At 61.9% G+C, this 17,738-nt stretch carries 16 protein-coding genes and 1 pseudogene; 11 read left to right on the top strand and 6 right to left on the bottom strand.

The genetic code is table 11. From position 1 onward, the window contains the following. Positions 1 to 49 precede the first annotated feature (49 nt). Complete coding sequence (gene rpsT / locus AAEQ75_RS03210) at positions 50 to 328, top strand: 30S ribosomal protein S20 (protein ID WP_003243036.1); 279 nt, start codon at positions 50 to 52, stop codon at positions 326 to 328. A 133-nt stretch (positions 329 to 461) separates the two neighbouring features. Here the strand turns inward: rpsT and AAEQ75_RS03215 are convergent, their stop codons facing one another. Further along, a complete protein-coding gene (locus AAEQ75_RS03215) occupies positions 462 to 749 on the bottom strand; it encodes a PA4642 family protein (RefSeq protein WP_343350876.1) in 288 nt (95 codons plus the stop codon). A 173-nt stretch (positions 750 to 922) separates the two neighbouring features. Between AAEQ75_RS03215 and dauA the strand changes: the two genes are divergently transcribed. Next, positions 923 to 2,641 (top strand): C4-dicarboxylic acid transporter DauA, encoded by a 1,719-nt coding sequence (dauA, locus tag AAEQ75_RS03220; protein ID WP_343350877.1) that lies wholly within the window; start codon positions 923 to 925, stop codon positions 2,639 to 2,641. 149 nt (positions 2,642 to 2,790) lie between these two features. On the opposite strand, the gene AAEQ75_RS03225 is transcribed toward dauA, so the two are convergent. Continuing rightward, positions 2,791 to 3,348 (bottom strand): hypoxanthine-guanine phosphoribosyltransferase, encoded by a 558-nt coding sequence (locus AAEQ75_RS03225; protein WP_343350878.1) that lies wholly within the window; start codon positions 3,346 to 3,348, stop codon positions 2,791 to 2,793. Between the two features lie 238 nt (positions 3,349 to 3,586). Between AAEQ75_RS03225 and upp the strand changes: the two genes are divergently transcribed. Both upp and AAEQ75_RS03235 read left to right on the top strand, forming a co-directional pair. After that, positions 3,587 to 4,225 carry a uracil phosphoribosyltransferase gene (upp, locus tag AAEQ75_RS03230; RefSeq protein WP_041977009.1) on the top strand — a complete coding sequence of 213 codons (639 nt, stop codon included), beginning with the start codon at positions 3,587 to 3,589 and terminating at the stop codon, positions 4,223 to 4,225. A 1-nt stretch (position 4,226) separates the two neighbouring features. Further along, complete coding sequence (locus tag AAEQ75_RS03235) at positions 4,227 to 5,489, top strand: uracil-xanthine permease family protein (RefSeq protein ID WP_343350879.1); 1,263 nt, start codon at positions 4,227 to 4,229, stop codon at positions 5,487 to 5,489. A 61-nt stretch (positions 5,490 to 5,550) separates the two neighbouring features. Here AAEQ75_RS03235 and AAEQ75_RS03240 read toward each other — a convergent pair whose 3' ends face one another. Beyond that, on the bottom strand, positions 5,551 to 6,564 hold the full coding sequence (locus AAEQ75_RS03240) for a DUF481 domain-containing protein (protein WP_179575652.1): 1,014 nt from the start codon (positions 6,562 to 6,564) through the stop codon (positions 5,551 to 5,553). A 129-nt stretch (positions 6,565 to 6,693) separates the two neighbouring features. Beyond that, positions 6,694 to 7,686 carry a DUF481 domain-containing protein gene (locus tag AAEQ75_RS03245; protein ID WP_343350880.1) on the bottom strand — a complete coding sequence of 331 codons (993 nt, stop codon included), beginning with the start codon at positions 7,684 to 7,686 and terminating at the stop codon, positions 6,694 to 6,696. A 17-nt stretch (positions 7,687 to 7,703) separates the two neighbouring features. Here AAEQ75_RS03245 and AAEQ75_RS03250 point away from each other — a divergent pair, with 17 nt between their 5' ends. From AAEQ75_RS03250 to AAEQ75_RS03260, 3 genes and pseudogenes are all read left to right on the top strand, one after another. After that, positions 7,704 to 8,078 (top strand): MGMT family protein, encoded by a 375-nt coding sequence (locus AAEQ75_RS03250; protein WP_143506905.1) that lies wholly within the window; start codon positions 7,704 to 7,706, stop codon positions 8,076 to 8,078. 40 nt (positions 8,079 to 8,118) lie between these two features. Further along, on the top strand, positions 8,119 to 9,915 hold the full coding sequence (locus AAEQ75_RS03255; protein ID WP_343350881.1) for an AmpG family muropeptide MFS transporter: 1,797 nt from the start codon (positions 8,119 to 8,121) through the stop codon (positions 9,913 to 9,915). Positions 9,916 to 10,022: 107 nt separating this feature from the next. Then, positions 10,023 to 11,444: pseudogene (locus AAEQ75_RS03260) on the top strand (IS1182 family transposase). 127 nt (positions 11,445 to 11,571) lie between these two features. Here the strand turns inward: AAEQ75_RS03260 and AAEQ75_RS03265 are convergent. Both AAEQ75_RS03265 and AAEQ75_RS03270 read right to left on the bottom strand, forming a co-directional pair. Then, positions 11,572 to 12,399, bottom strand: a complete 828-nt coding sequence (locus tag AAEQ75_RS03265) for a mechanosensitive ion channel family protein (RefSeq protein ID WP_343350882.1) — start codon at positions 12,397 to 12,399, stop codon at positions 11,572 to 11,574. A gap of 103 nt (positions 12,400 to 12,502) precedes the next feature. Continuing rightward, positions 12,503 to 12,982 carry a YajQ family cyclic di-GMP-binding protein gene (locus AAEQ75_RS03270; RefSeq protein ID WP_013714167.1) on the bottom strand — a complete coding sequence of 160 codons (480 nt, stop codon included), beginning with the start codon at positions 12,980 to 12,982 and terminating at the stop codon, positions 12,503 to 12,505. 138 nt (positions 12,983 to 13,120) lie between these two features. Between AAEQ75_RS03270 and AAEQ75_RS03275 the strand changes: the two genes are divergently transcribed. The 4 genes from AAEQ75_RS03275 (at position 13,121) to AAEQ75_RS03290 (ending at position 17,660) form a co-directional block, all read left to right on the top strand. Further along, a complete protein-coding gene (locus tag AAEQ75_RS03275; RefSeq protein ID WP_143506909.1) occupies positions 13,121 to 14,083 on the top strand; it encodes a response regulator in 963 nt (320 codons plus the stop codon). Further along, positions 14,080 to 14,991, top strand: coding sequence for a putative 2-dehydropantoate 2-reductase (locus AAEQ75_RS03280; protein WP_143506910.1), 912 nt, complete (start codon positions 14,080 to 14,082; stop codon positions 14,989 to 14,991). Before AAEQ75_RS03275 ends, AAEQ75_RS03280 begins: the two co-directional genes overlap by 4 nt. A gap of 71 nt (positions 14,992 to 15,062) precedes the next feature. Continuing rightward, complete coding sequence (locus AAEQ75_RS03285; protein WP_017361312.1) at positions 15,063 to 17,081, top strand: HAMP domain-containing sensor histidine kinase; 2,019 nt, start codon at positions 15,063 to 15,065, stop codon at positions 17,079 to 17,081. A gap of 3 nt (positions 17,082 to 17,084) precedes the next feature. After that, positions 17,085 to 17,660: a cob(I)yrinic acid a,c-diamide adenosyltransferase gene (locus AAEQ75_RS03290; RefSeq protein WP_041976995.1), complete on the top strand. Its 576-nt coding sequence runs from the start codon at positions 17,085 to 17,087 to the stop codon at positions 17,658 to 17,660. Positions 17,661 to 17,738 lie beyond the last annotated feature (78 nt).

The raw sequence follows: 17,738 nt of genomic DNA on the forward strand, positions 1-17,738 counted from the left end.
ATTCGCGGCCTTATTTGTCGTAACCCCCCAGTTTTCGAGGAGCTTGACGGTGGCCAACTCACCTTCTGCCAAAAAACGCGCCAAACAGGCTGAGAAGCGCCGTAGCCATAACGCCAGCCTGCGCTCGATGGTTCGTACTTACATCAAGAACGTAGTCAAGGCTATTGCTGCCAAAGATCTCGAGCTTGCCAAAACCGCTTACACTGCAGCCGTTCCGGTCATCGACCGCATGGCTGACAAAGGCATCATCCACAAGAACAAAGCCGCTCGCCACAAGAGCCGCCTGAACGCGCACATCAAGGCGCTGGGCGAAGCTGCTGCCGCTTAATCGCGACAGGTTCTTGAAAAACCGGCCCTGGTGGCCGGTTTTTTATTGCCCTAAATTCAAGTCCGCAGCCGTGCAGCCATGAAAAATGCCCGCCTCCTTGCGGAATGCGGGCATTTCTCGAAAACAGCAAAGATCAGCCGCGAGCAGCCTTGATCACTTCGATGTAAGGCTCGGCATTGCGCTGATCCTGAATCAGCGCAATGAAATCATTGCCCTGTGCATCGGTGGCCGAGAGATCGTAGCCTTCAGCGACGAAGAAACCCATGAAACGCTCGAAGTCATCGATACGCAGACCGCGATAAGCCTTGACCAGCTTGTGCAGCGAAGGCGGCGTGGCGTCCGCTGGCTCCACCGCAAGGAACAGCTTGATCGAGTCGTCGCTGATTTCTTCGCCAATCACCTGCTTCTTGTCTTTACGCATCGCCCGCTCCCGCCAGCATTACAGAGGGCCGGCAGTGTACCGCCGAGCCGCGCGCGGCTCAACGCGCAGCCGTGCAGGCTAACACGCGATCAATCGACACAACAGCCGACCTAGGTCATGCCGCGCCCGACGAACTCGCTCCTATAATGCGCCAAGCCACTAGGGAGCCTAGCATGTCACGTCTATCGTTGCCGCTGTTCGCCGCCTGGCGCCAGACCCTGCGCGCGGGCTACTCCTGGAAGGCCTTGCGCGGCGACCTGAGCGCCGGCCTGACGGTGGGCATCATCGCCATTCCACTGGCCATGGCACTGGCTATTGCCGTGGGCGTGGCACCGCAGCACGGCCTTTATACCGTGCTGATCGCTGCACCGCTGATCGCCCTGTGCGGCGGCTCGCGCTTCAATATTTCCGGCCCCACCGCCGCCTTCGTGGTGATCCTGCTGCCGATCACCCAGCAGTACGGTCTCGGCGGCTTGCTGCTGTGTACGCTGATGGCTGGCGTGATCCTGATCACCCTGGGGCTGCTGCGCGCCGGACGCCTGATCGAGTTTGTGCCCTATCCGGTAACACTGGGCTTTACCGCCGGCATCGGCATCGTCATTGCCGTTCTGCAGATCAAGGATCTGTTCGGCCTGCACTTCGCCGGCACACCCCAGCACCTTCTGGAACAGGTGAACCTGCTGATCCGTGCCTTGCCCAGCCTGCAACTCGGCGACAGCCTGGTGGGCGCCGCGTGCCTGGCGACACTGCTGATCTGGCCACGCCTGGTACCGAAGATTCCTGCACACTTGGTCGCCCTGGCGATTGGTGCGTTGCTGGCACTGGCCCTGGAGCGCCTGGGGCTGCCCGTGGCGACATTGGGCGAGCGCTTCAGCTATCAGCTCGACGGCATCGAATATCCCGGCATCCCACCTTTCCTGCCGGACCTGTCGTTACCCTGGAACCTGCCGGGCGCCGGCGGCCAGCCGCTGGTGCTTTCATTCGAACTGATCCGCCAACTGCTGGCGCCGGCATTCGCTATCGCCATGCTCGGCGCCATCGAGTCATTGCTGTGCGCGGTGGTAGCCGACGGCATGACCGGCAGCAAGCATGACCCCAACGCCGAACTGATCGGTCAGGGTCTGGGCAATCTGGCTGCACCGTTCTTCGGCGGCATCACCGCCACCGCTGCCATTGCCCGTACCGCCGCCAACGTGCGTGCCGGTGCGTTCTCCCCACTGGCGGCACTGGTTCATGCGGGCGTGGTACTGGCGGCGATTCTGTTACTCGCGCCGCTGTTCAGCTATTTGCCCATGGCCGCCCTGGCAGCGCTGCTGCTGATCGTGGCGTGGAACATGAGCGAACCCCACCATGTCGTCCACACCCTGCGTATCGCGCCACGCAGCGATGTGCTGGTACTGCTCACTTGCCTGGCACTAACGGTGCTGTTCGACATGGTGCTGGCCGTCGGCGTCGGCCTGCTGCTGGCGGCTGGGCTGTTCATCAAGCGCATGAGCGAGCTGACCGATACCGCGGCGCTGAATCGGCAGCAACGTCAGGCCTTGCTGGATCTGCCCGAGCACGTGCTGGCTTACGCCATTCGCGGCCCGCTGTTCTTTGGCGCGGCAGAAAAGGCGTTGAGCGTGCTGCGGCGTTTCACGCCGGGAGTGAAGATAGCCATCGTCGATATCAGCGCCGTGCCACTGCTGGACATGACAGCCATTGCCGCGCTGGACAACGTGCTGCGCGATTACCGCCAGCAGGGTGTGGCGCTGATTCTGAGCGGGCCGACGGCGCAGGTGCGCCTGCAATTACGTCGCGCCGGCGTACATCGCCGCGAGGGCGAGCTGGCCTATGTGCGGGACCTGCCGCAAGCACGAGAAAAGGCGCTGCGCTGGTTGGGAGAGGCCTGAGGCCGTGACCGGATTTCATCCGGGCTTCGCGCCCGACGGCGATCTGTAGGAGCGGCGCCCCGCCGCGAAGCTGGGCGGCACTGACATCAACAGCTTCGCCCCGGGGCGGGGCTCCTACGGAAAGCAGGTGTGTGAACCTGGTATCAGGCTTACAGCCCCTTGACCGCGTAGATGCCAGCGGCGTTGCGCCAGTAGCCCTTGTAGTCCATGCCATAACCGAAGATATAGCGGTCGATGCACTGCAGCCCGACGTAGTCGGCTTTCAGGTCCGGACGCGCCTTGCGGTCATGCTCCTTGTCGATCAACACCGCGGTATGCACGGCACGTGCACCGGCATGGCGGCAGAAATCGATGATCGCACCGAGGGTGTGCCCTTCATCGAGGATGTCGTCGACGATCAGCACATCGCGGTCGATGAAGGAAACTTCCGGCTTGGCCTTCCAGAACAGTTCGCCACCGCTGGTTTCATTGCGATAACGGGTCGCGTGTAGATAGGACGCCTCGAGCGGGAAGTTCAGCTTGGTCAGCAGTTTGCCGGAGAAGATCAGGCCGCCGTTCATCACGCAGAACACCACCGGATTGCGCTCGGCCAGCTCGGCGTTGATCTGGCTGGCAACCCTGTCGATGGCCGCTTCCACCTCGGCTTCGGTGAACAGGCAGTCGGCTTCCGCCATGATTTGGCGAATGTGCGCGAGATCGGCGGACATGGTGTGCTCTCTCTTGATCGGACTGATGAATGGCGGCGAACAGCCTGAAAGCTGATCGAGCCGTCAAATAAAAGCGGGCAAAGGTACAGACCCGTGCAGCACTTGCCAAGTATCGACTGACCAGCGTAGCCGATGCACAGCGCAGGGCATCGTGACTCATCAGTCACCCACCACTTGGCATGAGCAATGCTTTAATCTAACGCGATTTTTCCCAGAGCCCCGTTGGAGATCCCAGCCCATGCCCACTCGCGAGATCCGCCACCCGCTGATCCGTCACAAGATCGGCCTGATGCGCCGCGCCGATATCAGCACCAAGAATTTCCGTGAGCTGGCCCAGGAAGTGGGCGCCCTGCTGACTTATGAGGCCACCAACGACTTGCCTCTGGAAGCCTACGACATCGAAGGCTGGGCGGGCACCGTGCAGGTGGAGAAGATCGCCGGCAAGAAAATCACCGTGGTGCCTATCCTGCGCGCCGGCATCGGCATGCTCGACGGCGTGCTCAGCCTGATTCCCGGTGCCAAGGTCAGCGCAGTGGGCGTCGCGCGCAACGAGGAAACCCTGGAAGCGCACACTTACCTGGAAAAGCTGGCGCCGGAAATCGACTCGCGCCTGGCCCTGATCATCGACCCGATGCTCGCCACCGGCGGTTCGATGGTCGCCACCATCGACCTGCTGAAAAAAGCTGGCTGCAAGGACATTCGCGCCATGGTCCTGGTTGCCGCTCCCGAAGGCATCAAGGCAGTCGAGCAGGCTCATCCGGACGTGACCATCTTCACCGCCTCAATCGATCAGTGTCTGAACGAACACGGCTACATCATTCCGGGCCTGGGCGATGCCGGCGACAAGATCTTCGGCACCAAGCAAAAGGACGCCTGACATGTCGCAAACGGAATTCAACGATCCACTGTGGCGCCAGGGCATCTCCGGCGCACAGATGCTGTTCGTGGCCTTCGGCGCGCTGGTACTGATGCCACTGATCACAGGCATGGACCCCAACGTCGCGCTGTTCACTGCCGGCATCGGTACCCTGCTGTTCCAACTGGTCACCAAGCGTCAGGTACCGGTGTTCCTGGCCTCCAGCTTTGCCTTTATCGCGCCGATCCTGGCAGCCAAGGGCGAGTTCGGCCTACCCGCCGTGATGGGGGGCGTGATCGCCGCCGGCCTGGTCTACATCCTGCTGTCGGCGCTGGTCAAACTGCGCGGCCCCAACTTCATCGACCGCCTGCTGCCTCCCGTAGTGATCGCGCCGGTGATCATTTCCATCGGCCTGGCGCTGTCGCCGGTCGCGGTGAACATGGCAATGGGCAAGGCCGGTGATGGCAGTGTCGAGCTGGTGCCCTACAGCACCGCGATGATGATCTCGATGCCGGCACTGATCACCACCCTGCTGGTGGCCGTGCTGGGCCGGGGCATCTTCCGCCTGGTACCGATCCTGGCCGGCATCGCGGTCGGCTGCGCCATCGCTGCCGTGCTCGGGGTGATCGACACCAGCGCCGTTGAACAAGCCGCCTGGCTCGCCGTACCCAACTTCATCGCACCGGAACTGCACTGGGGCGCGATCCTGTACATGGTACCAGTCGCTCTGGCGCCAGCCATCGAGCACATCGGCGGCGTGGTCGCCATCGGCAACGTCACCGGCAAGAACTTCGTCAAGAAGCCGGGCCTGCACCGCACCCTGCTCGGTGACGGCCTCGCCACCTCGGCAGCCGGCCTGTTCGGTGGCCCGCCCAACACCACCTACGCCGAAGTGACCGGCGCGGTGATGCTGACCAAGAGTTACAACCCGAAGATCATGACCTGGGCCGCGGTATTCGCCATCGCCCTGGCCTTCATTGGCAAGTTCGGCGTGGCCCTGCAGAGTATTCCGGTCCCGGTAATGGGCGGCATTCTGTGCCTGCTGTTCGGCTCCATCGCCGTGGTCGGCCTCAACACCTTGATTCGCCACCAGGTCGACCTTTCCGAAGCGCGCAACCTGATCATCGTCTCGGTGACCCTGGTATTCGGTATCGGCGGCATGGTCATCGGCGGCAAGGAATTCGCTCTGTCGGGGATTTCCCTGTGCGCCATAAGCGCGCTGCTGCTCAACCTGGTGCTGCCTGGTGGCGCAGGCTGGAAACAGCGGGAGCCGGAGGAAACCTGATTCCGCCGACCAATAAAAAGCCCGCGAGCAGATCGCGGGCTTTTTCGTTTACCGGGGGCGGTTACCAGCCGACACCGAAGCCAAGGGTATAACGGGTTTCGTCCAGATCCCCCTCGGCACCGCTGACCATATCCTTCTCGGCCTTCATGTTCAGCGACGCCCAATCGGTCACCTTGTAACGCAGACCAACTTCGGCATCCAGGGTGTAATCGGCAACCCCTTCAAGGGGTTTACCCAGCTCGCCGACACTGAACAATTCGACGGTCTTGCCGATCAGGTAGCGGTTGTAGTCCCACTTCACGCTCATCGCATAGAAGCGGTCCTGCTCACCGTTGCTGTAGCGGTAATCGCTGCGGTTGGCCAGGGTGGCGATGGAGAACGCACCCAGCTCGTCATCCCAGAACTGGTAACCAGGGCCGGTACCGAGGGTACGCTGACGCTGCACTTCCTCAATGCGGTCGCGCTTGTACTCGAAGCGTCCCTGCCAGAACCATTTCTCGGTGAGGAAACGGTCGAGCGCGTATTCGGCGCTCCAGTTGTCGGTGCTGACGACGTCGTTCTTCAGCTCGCGGTTATAGTCGGCAATTGCGTTATGCCGCCAAAGACCGTGACGGGCCTGGGTCTTGATATCGACGTCGTAGTCGTCGGAGTCACGCTCGCCGCGCTTGTAGTCCAGACCAAGGTCGATATTGCCCTTCCAGGTGAAATCCTCCACCAGCGGTTTGGGCTTCATGATCTGCTCGATCTGCGTCAGCTCGATGGTCTTCGGCGCTTCGCCGTTGGCCAGGGTCACCTTGCCAGGTTCGGCAGCCAGCAGCGACTTGGCGCGCTCGCCATCCACCGGACCTAGCTTGACCAGCAGCTCGTGATCACTTTCCAGGGTGGCGATTTTCTTCCAGTCCAGCGGGATGGAGCCGCCATAGTCGGTTTCCAGCAGCAGCTTGCTGCCGTCGAAGAAGCGGATGGTGCCGGAGAGACGGTCTCCATTCTTCAGCCAGACGGTATCGGCGAAGGCGGCGGAACTGCACAGAGCGATGCTCAGGCCTAGCAGGGACAGCGATGTAGAGCGCGACATAAGTTGGGCAACGGCGTTGGTGGACGAAAGCCGGGCATTATCCGCAACCCCGGCGCCAGAGCAACAGCTGACCGGGCCTGATTCGCAGAGTTCAGCTTTTCCCGTCGAGCGGTGCTCTGTAGAGGGGCGTCACCAACCGACGCCCACGCCGATCAGGTAATGCCGGTCCGACACCGTACGCCCCTGTCCACGCAACTGGTCCAGTTCATACAAAAGAGAAAGGCGCGCCCACTGATTGAGCCGATAGCGCAAGCCGAACTCACTATCAAGCACGTAGTCGATCTCATCGATTTGCGGAACCTGCAATTCGGCATTGGCGTAGAACTCCAGTCGCGTGCCCCACAGCAGGCGCTTGTAATCCAGTTCCAGCGACGTCGTGTTGAAGGCCAGGTCGGCTATATCAGACTCAAGGCGTACACGGTTGAACTGGCCGATCAGGTCAAAACGCCCCAGCTCGTCATCCCAGAAACGATAACCCGGGCCGGTGCCGACGATGCGCTGACGGTCGATGGCTTCGAACTCGTCCTCAGCCTGCTCCACGCCAACCCGCCAGAACCAATGCTCGGAGAGAAAACGATCGAGGTCGTATTCCAGCTCCCAATTGTCCTCGACCTTCCTGTCGTTCTTGGTTTCGCGCTCCAGTTCGCCACTGAGCACATGGCGCCAGCGCCCGTGTTCGATCCGGGTGTCACCCTTGAGCTTCCATTCATCGACATCGTTCTGGTTGCGCTTCATATCCAGCTTGGCGTCGAGGTTGCCCTCCCAGAGGCGGTCTTCCAGCACTGGCCGCGGCGGAATCAGCCGTTTGATCTGCGCCAGCGGCAGGATGTACTGGCGCTCCCCCTGCACTCGGACCATGCCCGCCCCGGCTGCTGCCAACCTTTCGCTGCGTTCGTTGTCGAAACCGCTGCGGCGCACCAGCAGGGGTTTGTCCGAGCTGAGGGTATCGATATCCTTCCAGTCGATCAGCACCTGGCCGGCGTATTTGGTCTTGAGCGCCAGCTTGCCGCCATCGAGCAGGATAATCTCACCGCTGAGGCGGTCACCGTTGTTCAGCCAGACGGTATCGGCCCAGATCGGGGCTGCCAGGGTAGAAAGGAACAAGGCGAGTAGTACGCGCATGATGAAGGACGAACCCTATGGGCAAGACGAAACCGCCAGAGTCTGCATGGCCGGCACCACCACCGGCAAGCGTGGAAGCGCGTCGCGAGGCGCTGTATCTGGTATTGGCACAGGTGCCTGAGGGCAAGGTCGTCAGCTATGGCGAACTGGCGCAGTTGGCAGGACTGGGCCGCGCCGCGCGCTGGGTCGGCCGCACGCTGAGCCAGTTGCCGGATGGCACCACACTCCCCTGGCATCGGGTTATCGCCGCTGGCGGGCGCCTCAGTCTGGCTGCCGGCAGCCCCTCTGGTAACGAACAACGGGCACGTCTGCGCGCGGAGGGCATCAACATCCTGAACGAACGTGTGGATATGCGTCTTCACGGCTGGCGCCCGATGGAGCACAGCAGTTAGAGTGCGCCCTACGAACCACCCCTGCCCAGATTCGAGCCTGATGCCACGCAAATCCTGGCGAGACGCCCTCGCCACCTACGCCAACCCCGCCACACTGGCTCTGCTGCTTCTGGGTTTCGCCGCCGGCCTGCCCTACATGCTGGTGTTCTCGACCCTTTCGGTATGGCTGCGCGAAGCCGGAGTAGCACGCGAGACAATCGGTTTCGCCAGCCTCATCGGCCTGGCCTACGCCTTCAAATGGGTGTGGGCGCCCATGCTCGACCAGTGGCGCCTGCCGCTACTGGGCAAACTTGGCCGGCGCCGCTCCTGGCTGGTGCTGTCGCAAGGCCTGGTCGCCATCGGCTTGATCGGCATGGCCTATTACGATCCGCAGACGCATCTGTCGACGCTGATCGCCCTCGCCGTGCTGGTGGCCTTCGCATCGGCCACCCAGGACATTGCCATCGACGCCTACCGCCTGGAAATTCTCGGCGATGAGCATCAGGCTGCGCTGGCCGCCGCTTACATGACCGGCTACCGCGTCGCCGCGCTGCTGGCAACAGCCGGTGCGCTGTACTTTGCCGAAGGCTTCGGCTCGACCGCCAAGAACTACCAATTCAGCGCCTGGACCGGCACCTACATGGTCTTCGCCCTGCTGATGCTGCCAGGCCTGCTCACCTCCATCTGGATGCGCGAGCCGCCAGCACCGCCACACATCCATGTCGCGCCGCCCAAGCACGGATTTTTCCACCAACTGCTGGCGATCAGCGCGGTCATCATGCTGATCATCGCCGTGCCGACCATGTTCATCCAGTTCTATCAGAGCGATCTGATAGCGGTGCTGCTCGGCGACGTCAGCATGCAGGAACTGCTCTATAACGACCGCGCCTTCCTGCGCGCCCTGCTCTACAGCACTCTGGCCTGCGTCTGCGCATCCGGGCTGTTCTGGGGCGGGCTGGCACCGGTGCTGAAAACGGCTGCCGCCAGGTACGGGTTCTTCCACCAACTGCTTTCCGTACTGCTGCTGATCATTCTGCTGATAGCCATCCCGGCCATGGTCACCCAGTTCTACGAAAGTGACCTGATGCTGGTGTTCCAGGGCCAGATAAGCCTGCAGGAGCTGCTCTACTACGACCGCGCCTTCCTGCGTGCACTGCTCTATACCCTGCTCACCGGCCTGTCCATCTCCAGCCTGTTCTGGGGCGGCATGGCCCCGGTGCTCACGCCGGTCAACGACTTCATCGTGCGCTATCGCTGGCAGGCGCTGCTGCTGCTAAGCCTGATCGCCACCTATCGCCTGTCCGATACGGTAATGGGCGTGATGGCCAACGTGTTCTACATCGACCAGGGCTTCACCAAGGAACAGATTGCCAGCGTCAGCAAGATTTTCGGCCTGGTGATGACCCTGCTCGGCGCCGGTGTCGGCGGTCTGTTGATCGTGCGCTTCGGCATCATGCCGATTCTGCTGATCGGTGCTGCCGCATCGGCGGCCACCAACTTGATGTTCATGCTGTTGGTGGGCATGGGTCCGCACCTGAACATGCTGATCGTCACCATCAGCTGCGACAATTTCAGCGCAGGCCTGGCTACCTCGGCGTTCGTGGCCTATCTGTCGAGTCTGACCAACCTGAAGTTCTCCGCCACCCAGTACGCCCTGCTCAGCTCCATCATGCTGTTGCTGCCGCGTCTGATCGGCGGCTATTCCGGCGTGATGGTGGAAAGCCTCGGCTACGCGCACTTCTTCCTGGCCACAGCGCTGATGGGAATACCGACACTGCTGCTGATCATCGTCCAGTGGCGGCGTGACAAGCGCCAGCCGTTGCCGGATGCGACGCCACCTGCGCTCGACAAGGCCTGATTGGCAGACAGAAAAAAGCCCCGGATCGACAGACTGTGTGAAAACCTAGCAGTCTGAGAGCAAGCTGAAGACAATGCCTCCATCAGTCGATGGGGGCATTGTCGTTTATGGGCTACATCCAGGGCGAAGGTCGTCAGCAAAGCAGCCTGTTTCCTCCCACATTGGAGGAGCTGGTGCCGGAGGATCACCTGGTACGGGTGATCGAGGCCTATGTCGCCCGCCTGGATCTGCAGGCTCTGGGTTTCAGCAAGGCCGAACCACTCAAGACTGGACGTCCTGGCTATGATCCAGCGGATCTACTCAAGCTTTATCTGTACGGTTACTTCCAGCGCATCCGCTCCTCCCGGCGCCTGGAAGCTGAGTGCCAACGCAATGTCGAGGTGATGTGGCTGCTGGGCCGATTGGCACCGGATTTCAAGACCATTGCTGATTTTCGCAAGGACAACAGCGCTGCTTTTCAGGCGACCTGCCGCACCTTCGTCCGGTTCTGTCGCCAGGTGGGGCTGATCAGCGGGCAACTCGTGGCCATCGATGGCAGCAAGTTTCAGGCGGTAGCGTCGCAACGCAAGCATCTGAGCCTGACGAAGCTCAAGCGTCAACAAGGCAAGCTGGAGGCGCAGATCGCCCGTTATCTGGCCGAACTGGACGAGGCTGACCGCAGTGAGGCCGCTGAAGTGGTTGATCGCAGTGCGGTCAAGGCTGCGCTGCAGCAGCTGGAGAGCCGACATGCCGATAACCTGACAGCCCAGGCGTTGATGGAGGTACAGGGGCTGGAGCAGTTCGTCGTGGGTGAGAGCGAGGCGCGCATGATGCGTACCCACTAGGGGGCTCGCGTGGCTTATAACGTGCAAAACGCGGTGGATGGCGAGCATGGGCTGATCGTGCATCATGCTGTCACTCAGGATGGCAGCGATAACCAACAACTGGAACCTATGGCCAAGGCTGCCCAGGCGATCCTGGCGCAGGAAGAGCTGACGGTTACAGCCGATGCCGGCTACTCCAATGGTGAGCAGTTTCAAGCGTGTGATGATGCTGGGATTACGGCCTATGTGCCGGAGAATCGGGGCATAAATAACAAGGGCGACGACACGCCGCTATTCGATCGCAGCGCCTTCAGCTACGACGCAGAAAACGACCAGTACCAATGCCCTGCAGGCCAATGGTTACCGCTCAAGCAGGTAAACGGCCTACAGCGCATTTATGCTCTACGCGGCGACTGCACGGCTTGTCCATTGAAATCACGCTGCACCAAGGCTAAACGTCGACACGTGACTCGGCATGTCCATGAGGCCGCATTCGAGCGCATGCATCAGCGGATGCAGGCGCATCCAGAGATGATGGTCAGGCGCCGATCCATCGTCGAACATCCCTTCGGCAACCTGAAGCAATGGATTTTGGGTAATGGTCGCTTCCTGCTCCGACAACTGCAGGGCGCTCGGACGGAAATGGCCCTGGCGGTCAACGCCTACAACCTGAAGCGTGCCATCAATGTGATGGGTGCCCGTCGGCTGATCGAGCTGTTGGGGTAAATCCCGCCTTCCATTTCCAAGCATCAAAAACACCAACGCCCCGAACCAGTCGGGGCGTTGGATTTTTCTGGCGTCAGTGCGTTTTCACACGCTCTGATCGACCGGGGCTTTTTCATTTCAGCGCGCCTCACTCGGCCTTGGCTAAATGCACCACCCGCTGCGGGAACGGAATACCAATACCCGCCTCGGTCAGACGCTCCTTGGCCAGTTCGGTGAACTCGAAGGTCACCGGCCAGAAATCACCAGTCGCCACCCATACGCGCAGCGAGATGTTCACGGCGCTTTCACCCAGCCCGGTCACGAATACCACGGGCGCGGGGTCAAGCTGCACACGCGGGTCCTTGGCGATATCAAGCAGCACTTCACGGGCACGCTTGATATCGCTGGAGTAGTCGATGCCGATATTGATGTCGGCGCGCCGACGCGGCTCACGCGAGTAGTTGGTGATATGGCCGTTGGACAGCGCGCCATTGGGCACGATCACCACCTTGTTATCCGCCGTTTTCAGCGTGGTGTGGAAGATCTGGATGCTGTCGACGCTACCGGAAACGCCTTGCCCCTCGATCCAGTCGCCCGCGCGGAACGGGCGAAACAGCATGATCAGCACGCCACCCGCGAAGTTGGCCAGGCTGCCCTGCAGCGCCAGGCCGATGGCCAGACCCGCCGCACCGATCATGGCGATGAACGAAGTGGTCTCCACACCGATCATCGAAGCCACGCTGATCAGCAGCAGAATACGCAGCACGATGCTGACCAGGCTGCCAATGAAGCTGCTCAACGCGCGGTCCACCTTACGCGCTGCGAGCATGCTCTCGATGCTCGACGTCAGCCGGCTGATCAGCCACCAGCCGATCAGCAGAGTGATCACTGCCAGGGTCAGCTTGCCGCTGTACTCCAACACCACCGGCAGCCAGGCCTCGGATATTTTCACCAGTTCCTCGACGTTCATCTCCATAGGGTGCTCCTGTTTTCTCGTATATGAAACGAAACCGCCATGGCAAGCCATGGCGGTCAGAATGCTATCAACCTAGCCTGCGACGCCTCAGCATCACAAAGGTTCAATCGCGGAAGTTGTTGTACTGTAGCGGCATGCCGAACTCGTGACCGCGCAGCAGGGCGATGGCTTCCTGCAGATCGTCACGTTTCTTGCCGGTCACGCGTACCTGCTCGCCCTGGATGGCGGCCTGCACCTTGAGCTTGGCGTCCTTGATGTGAGCGACGATCTTCTTCGCCAGCTCCTTGTCGATGCCTTCACGAAAGGTGACTTCCTGCTTCATCACCTTGCCCGAGGCATAGGGCTCCTTGGTTTCCATGCACTGGCAGTCGATCTTGCGCTTGACCAGACTGCTGCGCACGATGTCGAGCATCTGCTCGAGCATGAATTCGGCTTCGGCGGTCAAGGTCAGCGCCTTGTCCTTGCTCTCGATGCTGCACTTGCCGCGCAGGTCGAAACGGCGGTCGAGTTCCTTGATGGCGTTATCGACCGCATTGGTCAGTTCGTGTTTATCCAGTTCGGACACGACGTCGAACGAAGGCATGAGTGGGCTCCTGATGGACGGCGCGATCCTCTTCACGGAGTGAACGCGCCTGACTTGACGATAACTATGGCGGCCTCATTATAACCAGTCTGATAAACGCCGTTTGGCGTCCTTACCTCCTGCCTGCGAGCCAGTACCATGCCCAACCCCCATCTCAGCATCCTGGTGGTGGACGACGCCAAGTTCTCCAGCGCCATGATTGGCCGTGCACTGAGCCAGGCTGGCTACCAGGACGTGCGCTTTGCCAGCAGCGCCAGCGAAGCCCTGCAGCAGCTGGAGCAGCGCCCGGCCAGCGTATTGCTGGCCGACTGGCTGATGCCCGAGATCGACGGCCTGGAACTGACCGCGCGGGTACGCCAGCTGGATGAGACGGCCGATCACTACACCTACATCATCCTGCTGACCGGCAAGGAAGGCGAAAACGTGCTGGGCGAAGCCTTCGACCGTGGCGTCGATGACTTCATCAGCAAGGCGGCCATGAACGAGCAGCTGGTGCCACGTGTGTACGCCGCCGACCGGTTGTGCAATACCCTGCAGCGCCTGCTGCACGAAAACCGCATGCTCACGCAGAATGTCGCCAGCCTGGAGCGCCGCAACCTGGTCGACCCGCTGACGGGGCTGGGCAACCCGCGCTATTTGCGGCAGAAGCTCTCCGACAGCTTGCGCCAGATCGAATCACGCGGCGGCGCCGTCTGCTACCTGTTGATAGGCCTGCCCGAAGCCACGCAGCTGCGTAGCCAGTATGGAGAACGCTTCTTCAACGAGCTGCTGCGCAGTGCCGCCCGCCGCCTGCAGCAGCTGGTCAGGCCGCTGGATGTGCTGACCCGTCTGGATGACAACCATTTTGGCCTGATCACGCTGCTCGAGGATCTGCAGGAATGCTCGCCGAGCAGTTTCAAGCGTCTGCACGAGGGGCTGAACCTCAAGGCATTCAAGACCAGTGAAGGCTTCATCACCCTCAAGGCTGGTATCAGCCTGGTCGGCATCGATGCAAAGGCACTGCCCAACGACCCCGAGCAACTGATCCTGCATGCACAAAAGCTGCTGGCCGAGTCCTACGCCAGCGGTCGCGTCGCAGCCATGCGCCTGCCTCTGCCGTGACCTGGCACATCCTCGGCGCCGGTAGCCTCGGCAGCCTGTGGGCTGCGCGTCTGGCCCGTGCCGGTCTGCCGGTCAGGTTGATTCTGCGCAACCGGCAACGCCTCGCGGCCTACCAGCAGGCCGGCGGCCTGACCCTGATCGAAGCGGGCCAGGCCCAGCAGTACGCCATTGCCGCGGAGTTACCACAGGCCGACGCGCCCATCCATCGCCTGCTGCTGGCTTGCAAGGCCTATGACGCGCAAAGCGCGGTGGCGACCATCGCCGAGCGTCTGGCCCCGGGCGCCGAACTGCTGCTGTTGCAGAACGGACTAGGCAGCCAGGATGAAGTCGCCCAACGCCTACCCAGACAGCGTTGCCTGTTCGTCTCCAGCACCGAAGGGGCCTTTCGCCCTGCCGACTTTCAGGTGGTTTTCGCCGGCAACGGCTACAACTGGCTGGGCGACCCGAACAATCCCCAGCCGCCAGCCTGGCTGGACGACCTGCAGCGCGCCGGCATCGCCCACCAGTGGAGCACGGATATCCTCGCGCGCCTGTGGCGCAAGCTGGCGCTCAATTGCGCGATCAACCCGCTCACTGTGCTGCACGACTGTCGCAATGGCGGCCTGAGCGAACACCCGGCCGAAGTCGCCATCCTGTGCACTGAACTCACGGAGCTGCTGCAGCTCTGTGGCCAACCGGCTGCGGCGGACAACCTGCACGAGGAAGTGCAACGGGTGATTCATGCCACCGCGGCAAACTACTCCTCCATGCACCAGGATGTAGCCCTGGGTCGCCGCACCGAGATCAGTTATCTGCTTGGCTACGCCTGTGCCGCTGCGCAGCGCCATGGGTTGCAGTTGCCGCACCTGCAGCATGTGCAACAGCGCTTGCTTGAGCATCTGCAAGCACGTGGCCTGCCAGTGAACTAGCGGGCCAGGCCGTGGCAATGACAGCCCTGGCGCGCTAACCTGCCCGCTCTACTCGCCACAGCGATAAGCTCATGAGATTGCGTCAGCGCCTCGAAAACCTGCCGGTTGGCCGCAAACTGCTTGCCGCGCTGCTGGTGCTGCTCGCCGCGGTGATGCTGGTGGCCAACCTGGCGTTCATCAGCGCAGCCTACTGGATCACCCAGGAGAGCATGGCGCCACAGGCCCTGCACACTCTGGGTCGACTCATCGCCAGTCCGACACTGAGCAAGGAGGCCCTGCACTCATCAGCCTCGGCCGAGGCCGTGCTCAAGCGCCTGGACGATTATGCGCCGCTGCGTGCAGCGGTCATCTATGACAGCAACGGCAACAGCCTGGCACAACTGCAGCGAGGGGAAAAACTGCAGCTGCCACAACAGCTCAGCCAACTGCAGAACTGGCGTGACACCGCCTTTCGCACCAACCTGCTGGTTGACCTGCCGCACCCCAGCGGTCGCCCCGGAGCGCTGCTGCTGGTCGCGTCCAGCGAGCTGCCCAGCGTCTTCTATACCGGCACCCTGACCGCCAGCCTGGTAATCCTGGCGTTCAGTGTGCTGCTCTGGCTGCTGGTGGCCAAACAGATCAAACGCCTGGTAACCAAGCCCATCCGCCGCCTGGAGGAACTGTCCCGCCAGGTTACCCGCGAAGAAAACTATGCGCTGCGCGCCAACCGCGGTCACCAGGATGAAATCGGTAGCCTGGCCGACGCCTTCAATACCATGCTGATGCGCATGGAAGCGCGTGAACAGCAACTCAAACGCGCGCGCGACGACGCCCAGCAGGCCTTCGATCAGGCACAGAGCCTGGCCGAGGAAACCCGCCACTCCAACCGCAAGCTGGAGCTGGAAGTCCAGGTGCGCAGCAAGATCGAGAAGAAGCTCACCGGCTTCCAGAATTACCTCAACAGCATCATCGACTCCATGCCTTCGGCGCTGATTGCCCTCGACGAGCAGCTGTACGTAACGCAGTGGAATCAGGAGGCCAGCACGCTATCCGGCACGCGCCTGGAAGAGGCTCTGAACCAGCCAGTGTTCCTCGCCTTTCCACCACTCAAGCCGTTCCTCCCCCAACTCAAGCGCACCGCCGAACAGCACAGGGTGGAAAAGATCGAGCGCGTAACCTGGCACAAGGACGAAGAGCCCCATCACTACGCCCTGACCTTCTACCCACTGATGGGTGGTGCCGGGCGCGGTGTGGTGATCCGCATCGACGACATCACCCAGCGCCTGGCTCTCGAAGAAATGATGGTGCAGTCGGAAAAGATGCTCTCGGTCGGCGGCCTGGCCGCAGGCATGGCACACGAGATCAACAACCCGCTCGGCGCCATCCTGCACAACGTGCAGAACATTCGCCGACGTCTGTCACCGGACCTGGAGAAGAATCTCGAACAGGCCGAACAGGCGGGTGTCAGCCTGGCCGCCATCCAGCACTACATGGAAGCGCGCGAGATACCGCGCCTGCTCGACGGTATCCAGCAGGCCGGCCAGCGCGCCGCCAAGATCGTCAGCCACATGCTCAGCTTCAGCCGACGCAGTGACCGCCAGCTCTCGCCCTGCGATCTGCCGGCGCTGATCGACCAGGCGCTGGAGATCGCCGGCAATGACTTCGACCTGGCCGACAGCTTCGATTTCAAGACGCTGGAAATCGTGCGCCAGTTCGACCCGCTGCTGGGGCCGGTAGCCGGTACCGCCAACGAACTGGAACAGGTGCTGCTCAACCTGTTGAAAAATGCCGCCCAGGCCATCCACCAGCGCGACGAAGAGGCCGAGCCCGGCCGCATCATCCTGCGCACCCGACAAGCCGGCAACTGGGCAGAAGTGCAGGTGGAAGACAACGGCACGGGCATGAGCGAAGCCGTGCGCAAGCGCATCTTCGAACCCTTCTTCACCACCAAGGAGGTTGGCCAGGGCACCGGACTCGGCCTGGCGGTCTCCTATTTCATCGTCACCAACAACCACAAAGGGCAAATGGAGGTGCACTCCACGCCGGGCCAGGGCACCTGTTTCACCCTGCGCCTGCCACTGGCTTCGCTGCCCGAGCACACAGGACTCTGAACCATGGGCTTTCGCCTTTCGAAGATCTACACCCGCACCGGCGACAAGGGCGAAACCGGCCTCGCCGATGGCCGTCGAGTCGGCAAGGACCATCCGCGCATCGAAGCCATCGGTGAACTGGATACGCTAAACAGCCAGCTGGGCCTGCTGCTCGCCGGCCTCGATGAAGCCGCAGCGGCCAGCCCCGGCCTCAAGGAGATCAGCGAGGTGTTGAGCCCCTGCCAGCATCGCCTGTTCGATCTTGGCGGCGAACTGGCGATGCCCGAGTACCAAGCCCTGCAGCCAGAGGAAATCGAACGTCTGGAGGCTGTTATCGATCGCTGGAACGATGAGGTCGGGCCGTTGGAGAACTTCATCCTGCCCGGCGGCTCCAGGCTGATCGCCCAGGCTCATGTCTGCCGCAGCTTTGCCCGCAGCGCCGAGCGCCGTTGCCAGCATCTCAATGCCGTTGAGCCGCTGCGCGCCGAGGGCCTGGCCTACGTCAATCGCCTATCCGACCTGCTGTTCGTGGCTGCCCGTCTGATTGCCAGGCGCCAGGGCGTGGCCGAAGTACTGTGGAAAGCCGCAGACAAGCCGTAGAAGTGCGCCAGACCTATAGCGAATTCATTCGCGGTCATCGCAGACTCGGCGCCATCCGCTCTTCGCGGATAAATCCGC

It is taken from the genome of Pseudomonas sediminis, assembly GCF_039555755.1.
In the GTDB taxonomy this organism is placed as follows: Bacteria; Pseudomonadota; Gammaproteobacteria; order Pseudomonadales; family Pseudomonadaceae; genus Aquipseudomonas; species Aquipseudomonas mendocina_D.

What these genes read in the sequence shown, in the direction of transcription:
- AAEQ75_RS03225 (WP_343350878.1), bottom strand. Translation starts at nt 3,348, where the DNA reads ATGTCCGCCGATCTCGCGCACATTCGCCAAATCATGGCGGAAGCCGAC.
- AAEQ75_RS03240 (WP_179575652.1), bottom strand. Translation starts at nt 6,564, where the DNA reads ATGTCGCGCTCTACATCGCTGTCCCTGCTAGGCCTGAGCATCGCTCTG.
- upp (WP_041977009.1), top strand. Translation starts at nt 3,587, where the DNA reads ATGCCCACTCGCGAGATCCGCCACCCGCTGATCCGTCACAAGATCGGC.
- dauA (WP_343350877.1), top strand. Translation starts at nt 923, where the DNA reads ATGTCACGTCTATCGTTGCCGCTGTTCGCCGCCTGGCGCCAGACCCTG.
- AAEQ75_RS03245 (WP_343350880.1), bottom strand. Translation starts at nt 7,686, where the DNA reads ATGCGCGTACTACTCGCCTTGTTCCTTTCTACCCTGGCAGCCCCGATC.
- AAEQ75_RS03285 (WP_017361312.1), top strand. Translation starts at nt 15,063, where the DNA reads ATGAGATTGCGTCAGCGCCTCGAAAACCTGCCGGTTGGCCGCAAACTG.
- AAEQ75_RS03275 (WP_143506909.1), top strand. Translation starts at nt 13,121, where the DNA reads ATGCCCAACCCCCATCTCAGCATCCTGGTGGTGGACGACGCCAAGTTC.
- AAEQ75_RS03250 (WP_143506905.1), top strand. Translation starts at nt 7,704, where the DNA reads ATGGGCAAGACGAAACCGCCAGAGTCTGCATGGCCGGCACCACCACCG.
- AAEQ75_RS03255 (WP_343350881.1), top strand. Translation starts at nt 8,119, where the DNA reads ATGCCACGCAAATCCTGGCGAGACGCCCTCGCCACCTACGCCAACCCC.
- AAEQ75_RS03215 (WP_343350876.1), bottom strand. Translation starts at nt 749, where the DNA reads ATGCGTAAAGACAAGAAGCAGGTGATTGGCGAAGAAATCAGCGACGAC.
- AAEQ75_RS03290 (WP_041976995.1), top strand. Translation starts at nt 17,085, where the DNA reads ATGGGCTTTCGCCTTTCGAAGATCTACACCCGCACCGGCGACAAGGGC.
- AAEQ75_RS03265 (WP_343350882.1), bottom strand. Translation starts at nt 12,399, where the DNA reads ATGGAGATGAACGTCGAGGAACTGGTGAAAATATCCGAGGCCTGGCTG.
- AAEQ75_RS03235 (WP_343350879.1), top strand. Translation starts at nt 4,227, where the DNA reads ATGTCGCAAACGGAATTCAACGATCCACTGTGGCGCCAGGGCATCTCC.
- AAEQ75_RS03270 (WP_013714167.1), bottom strand. Translation starts at nt 12,982, where the DNA reads ATGCCTTCGTTCGACGTCGTGTCCGAACTGGATAAACACGAACTGACC.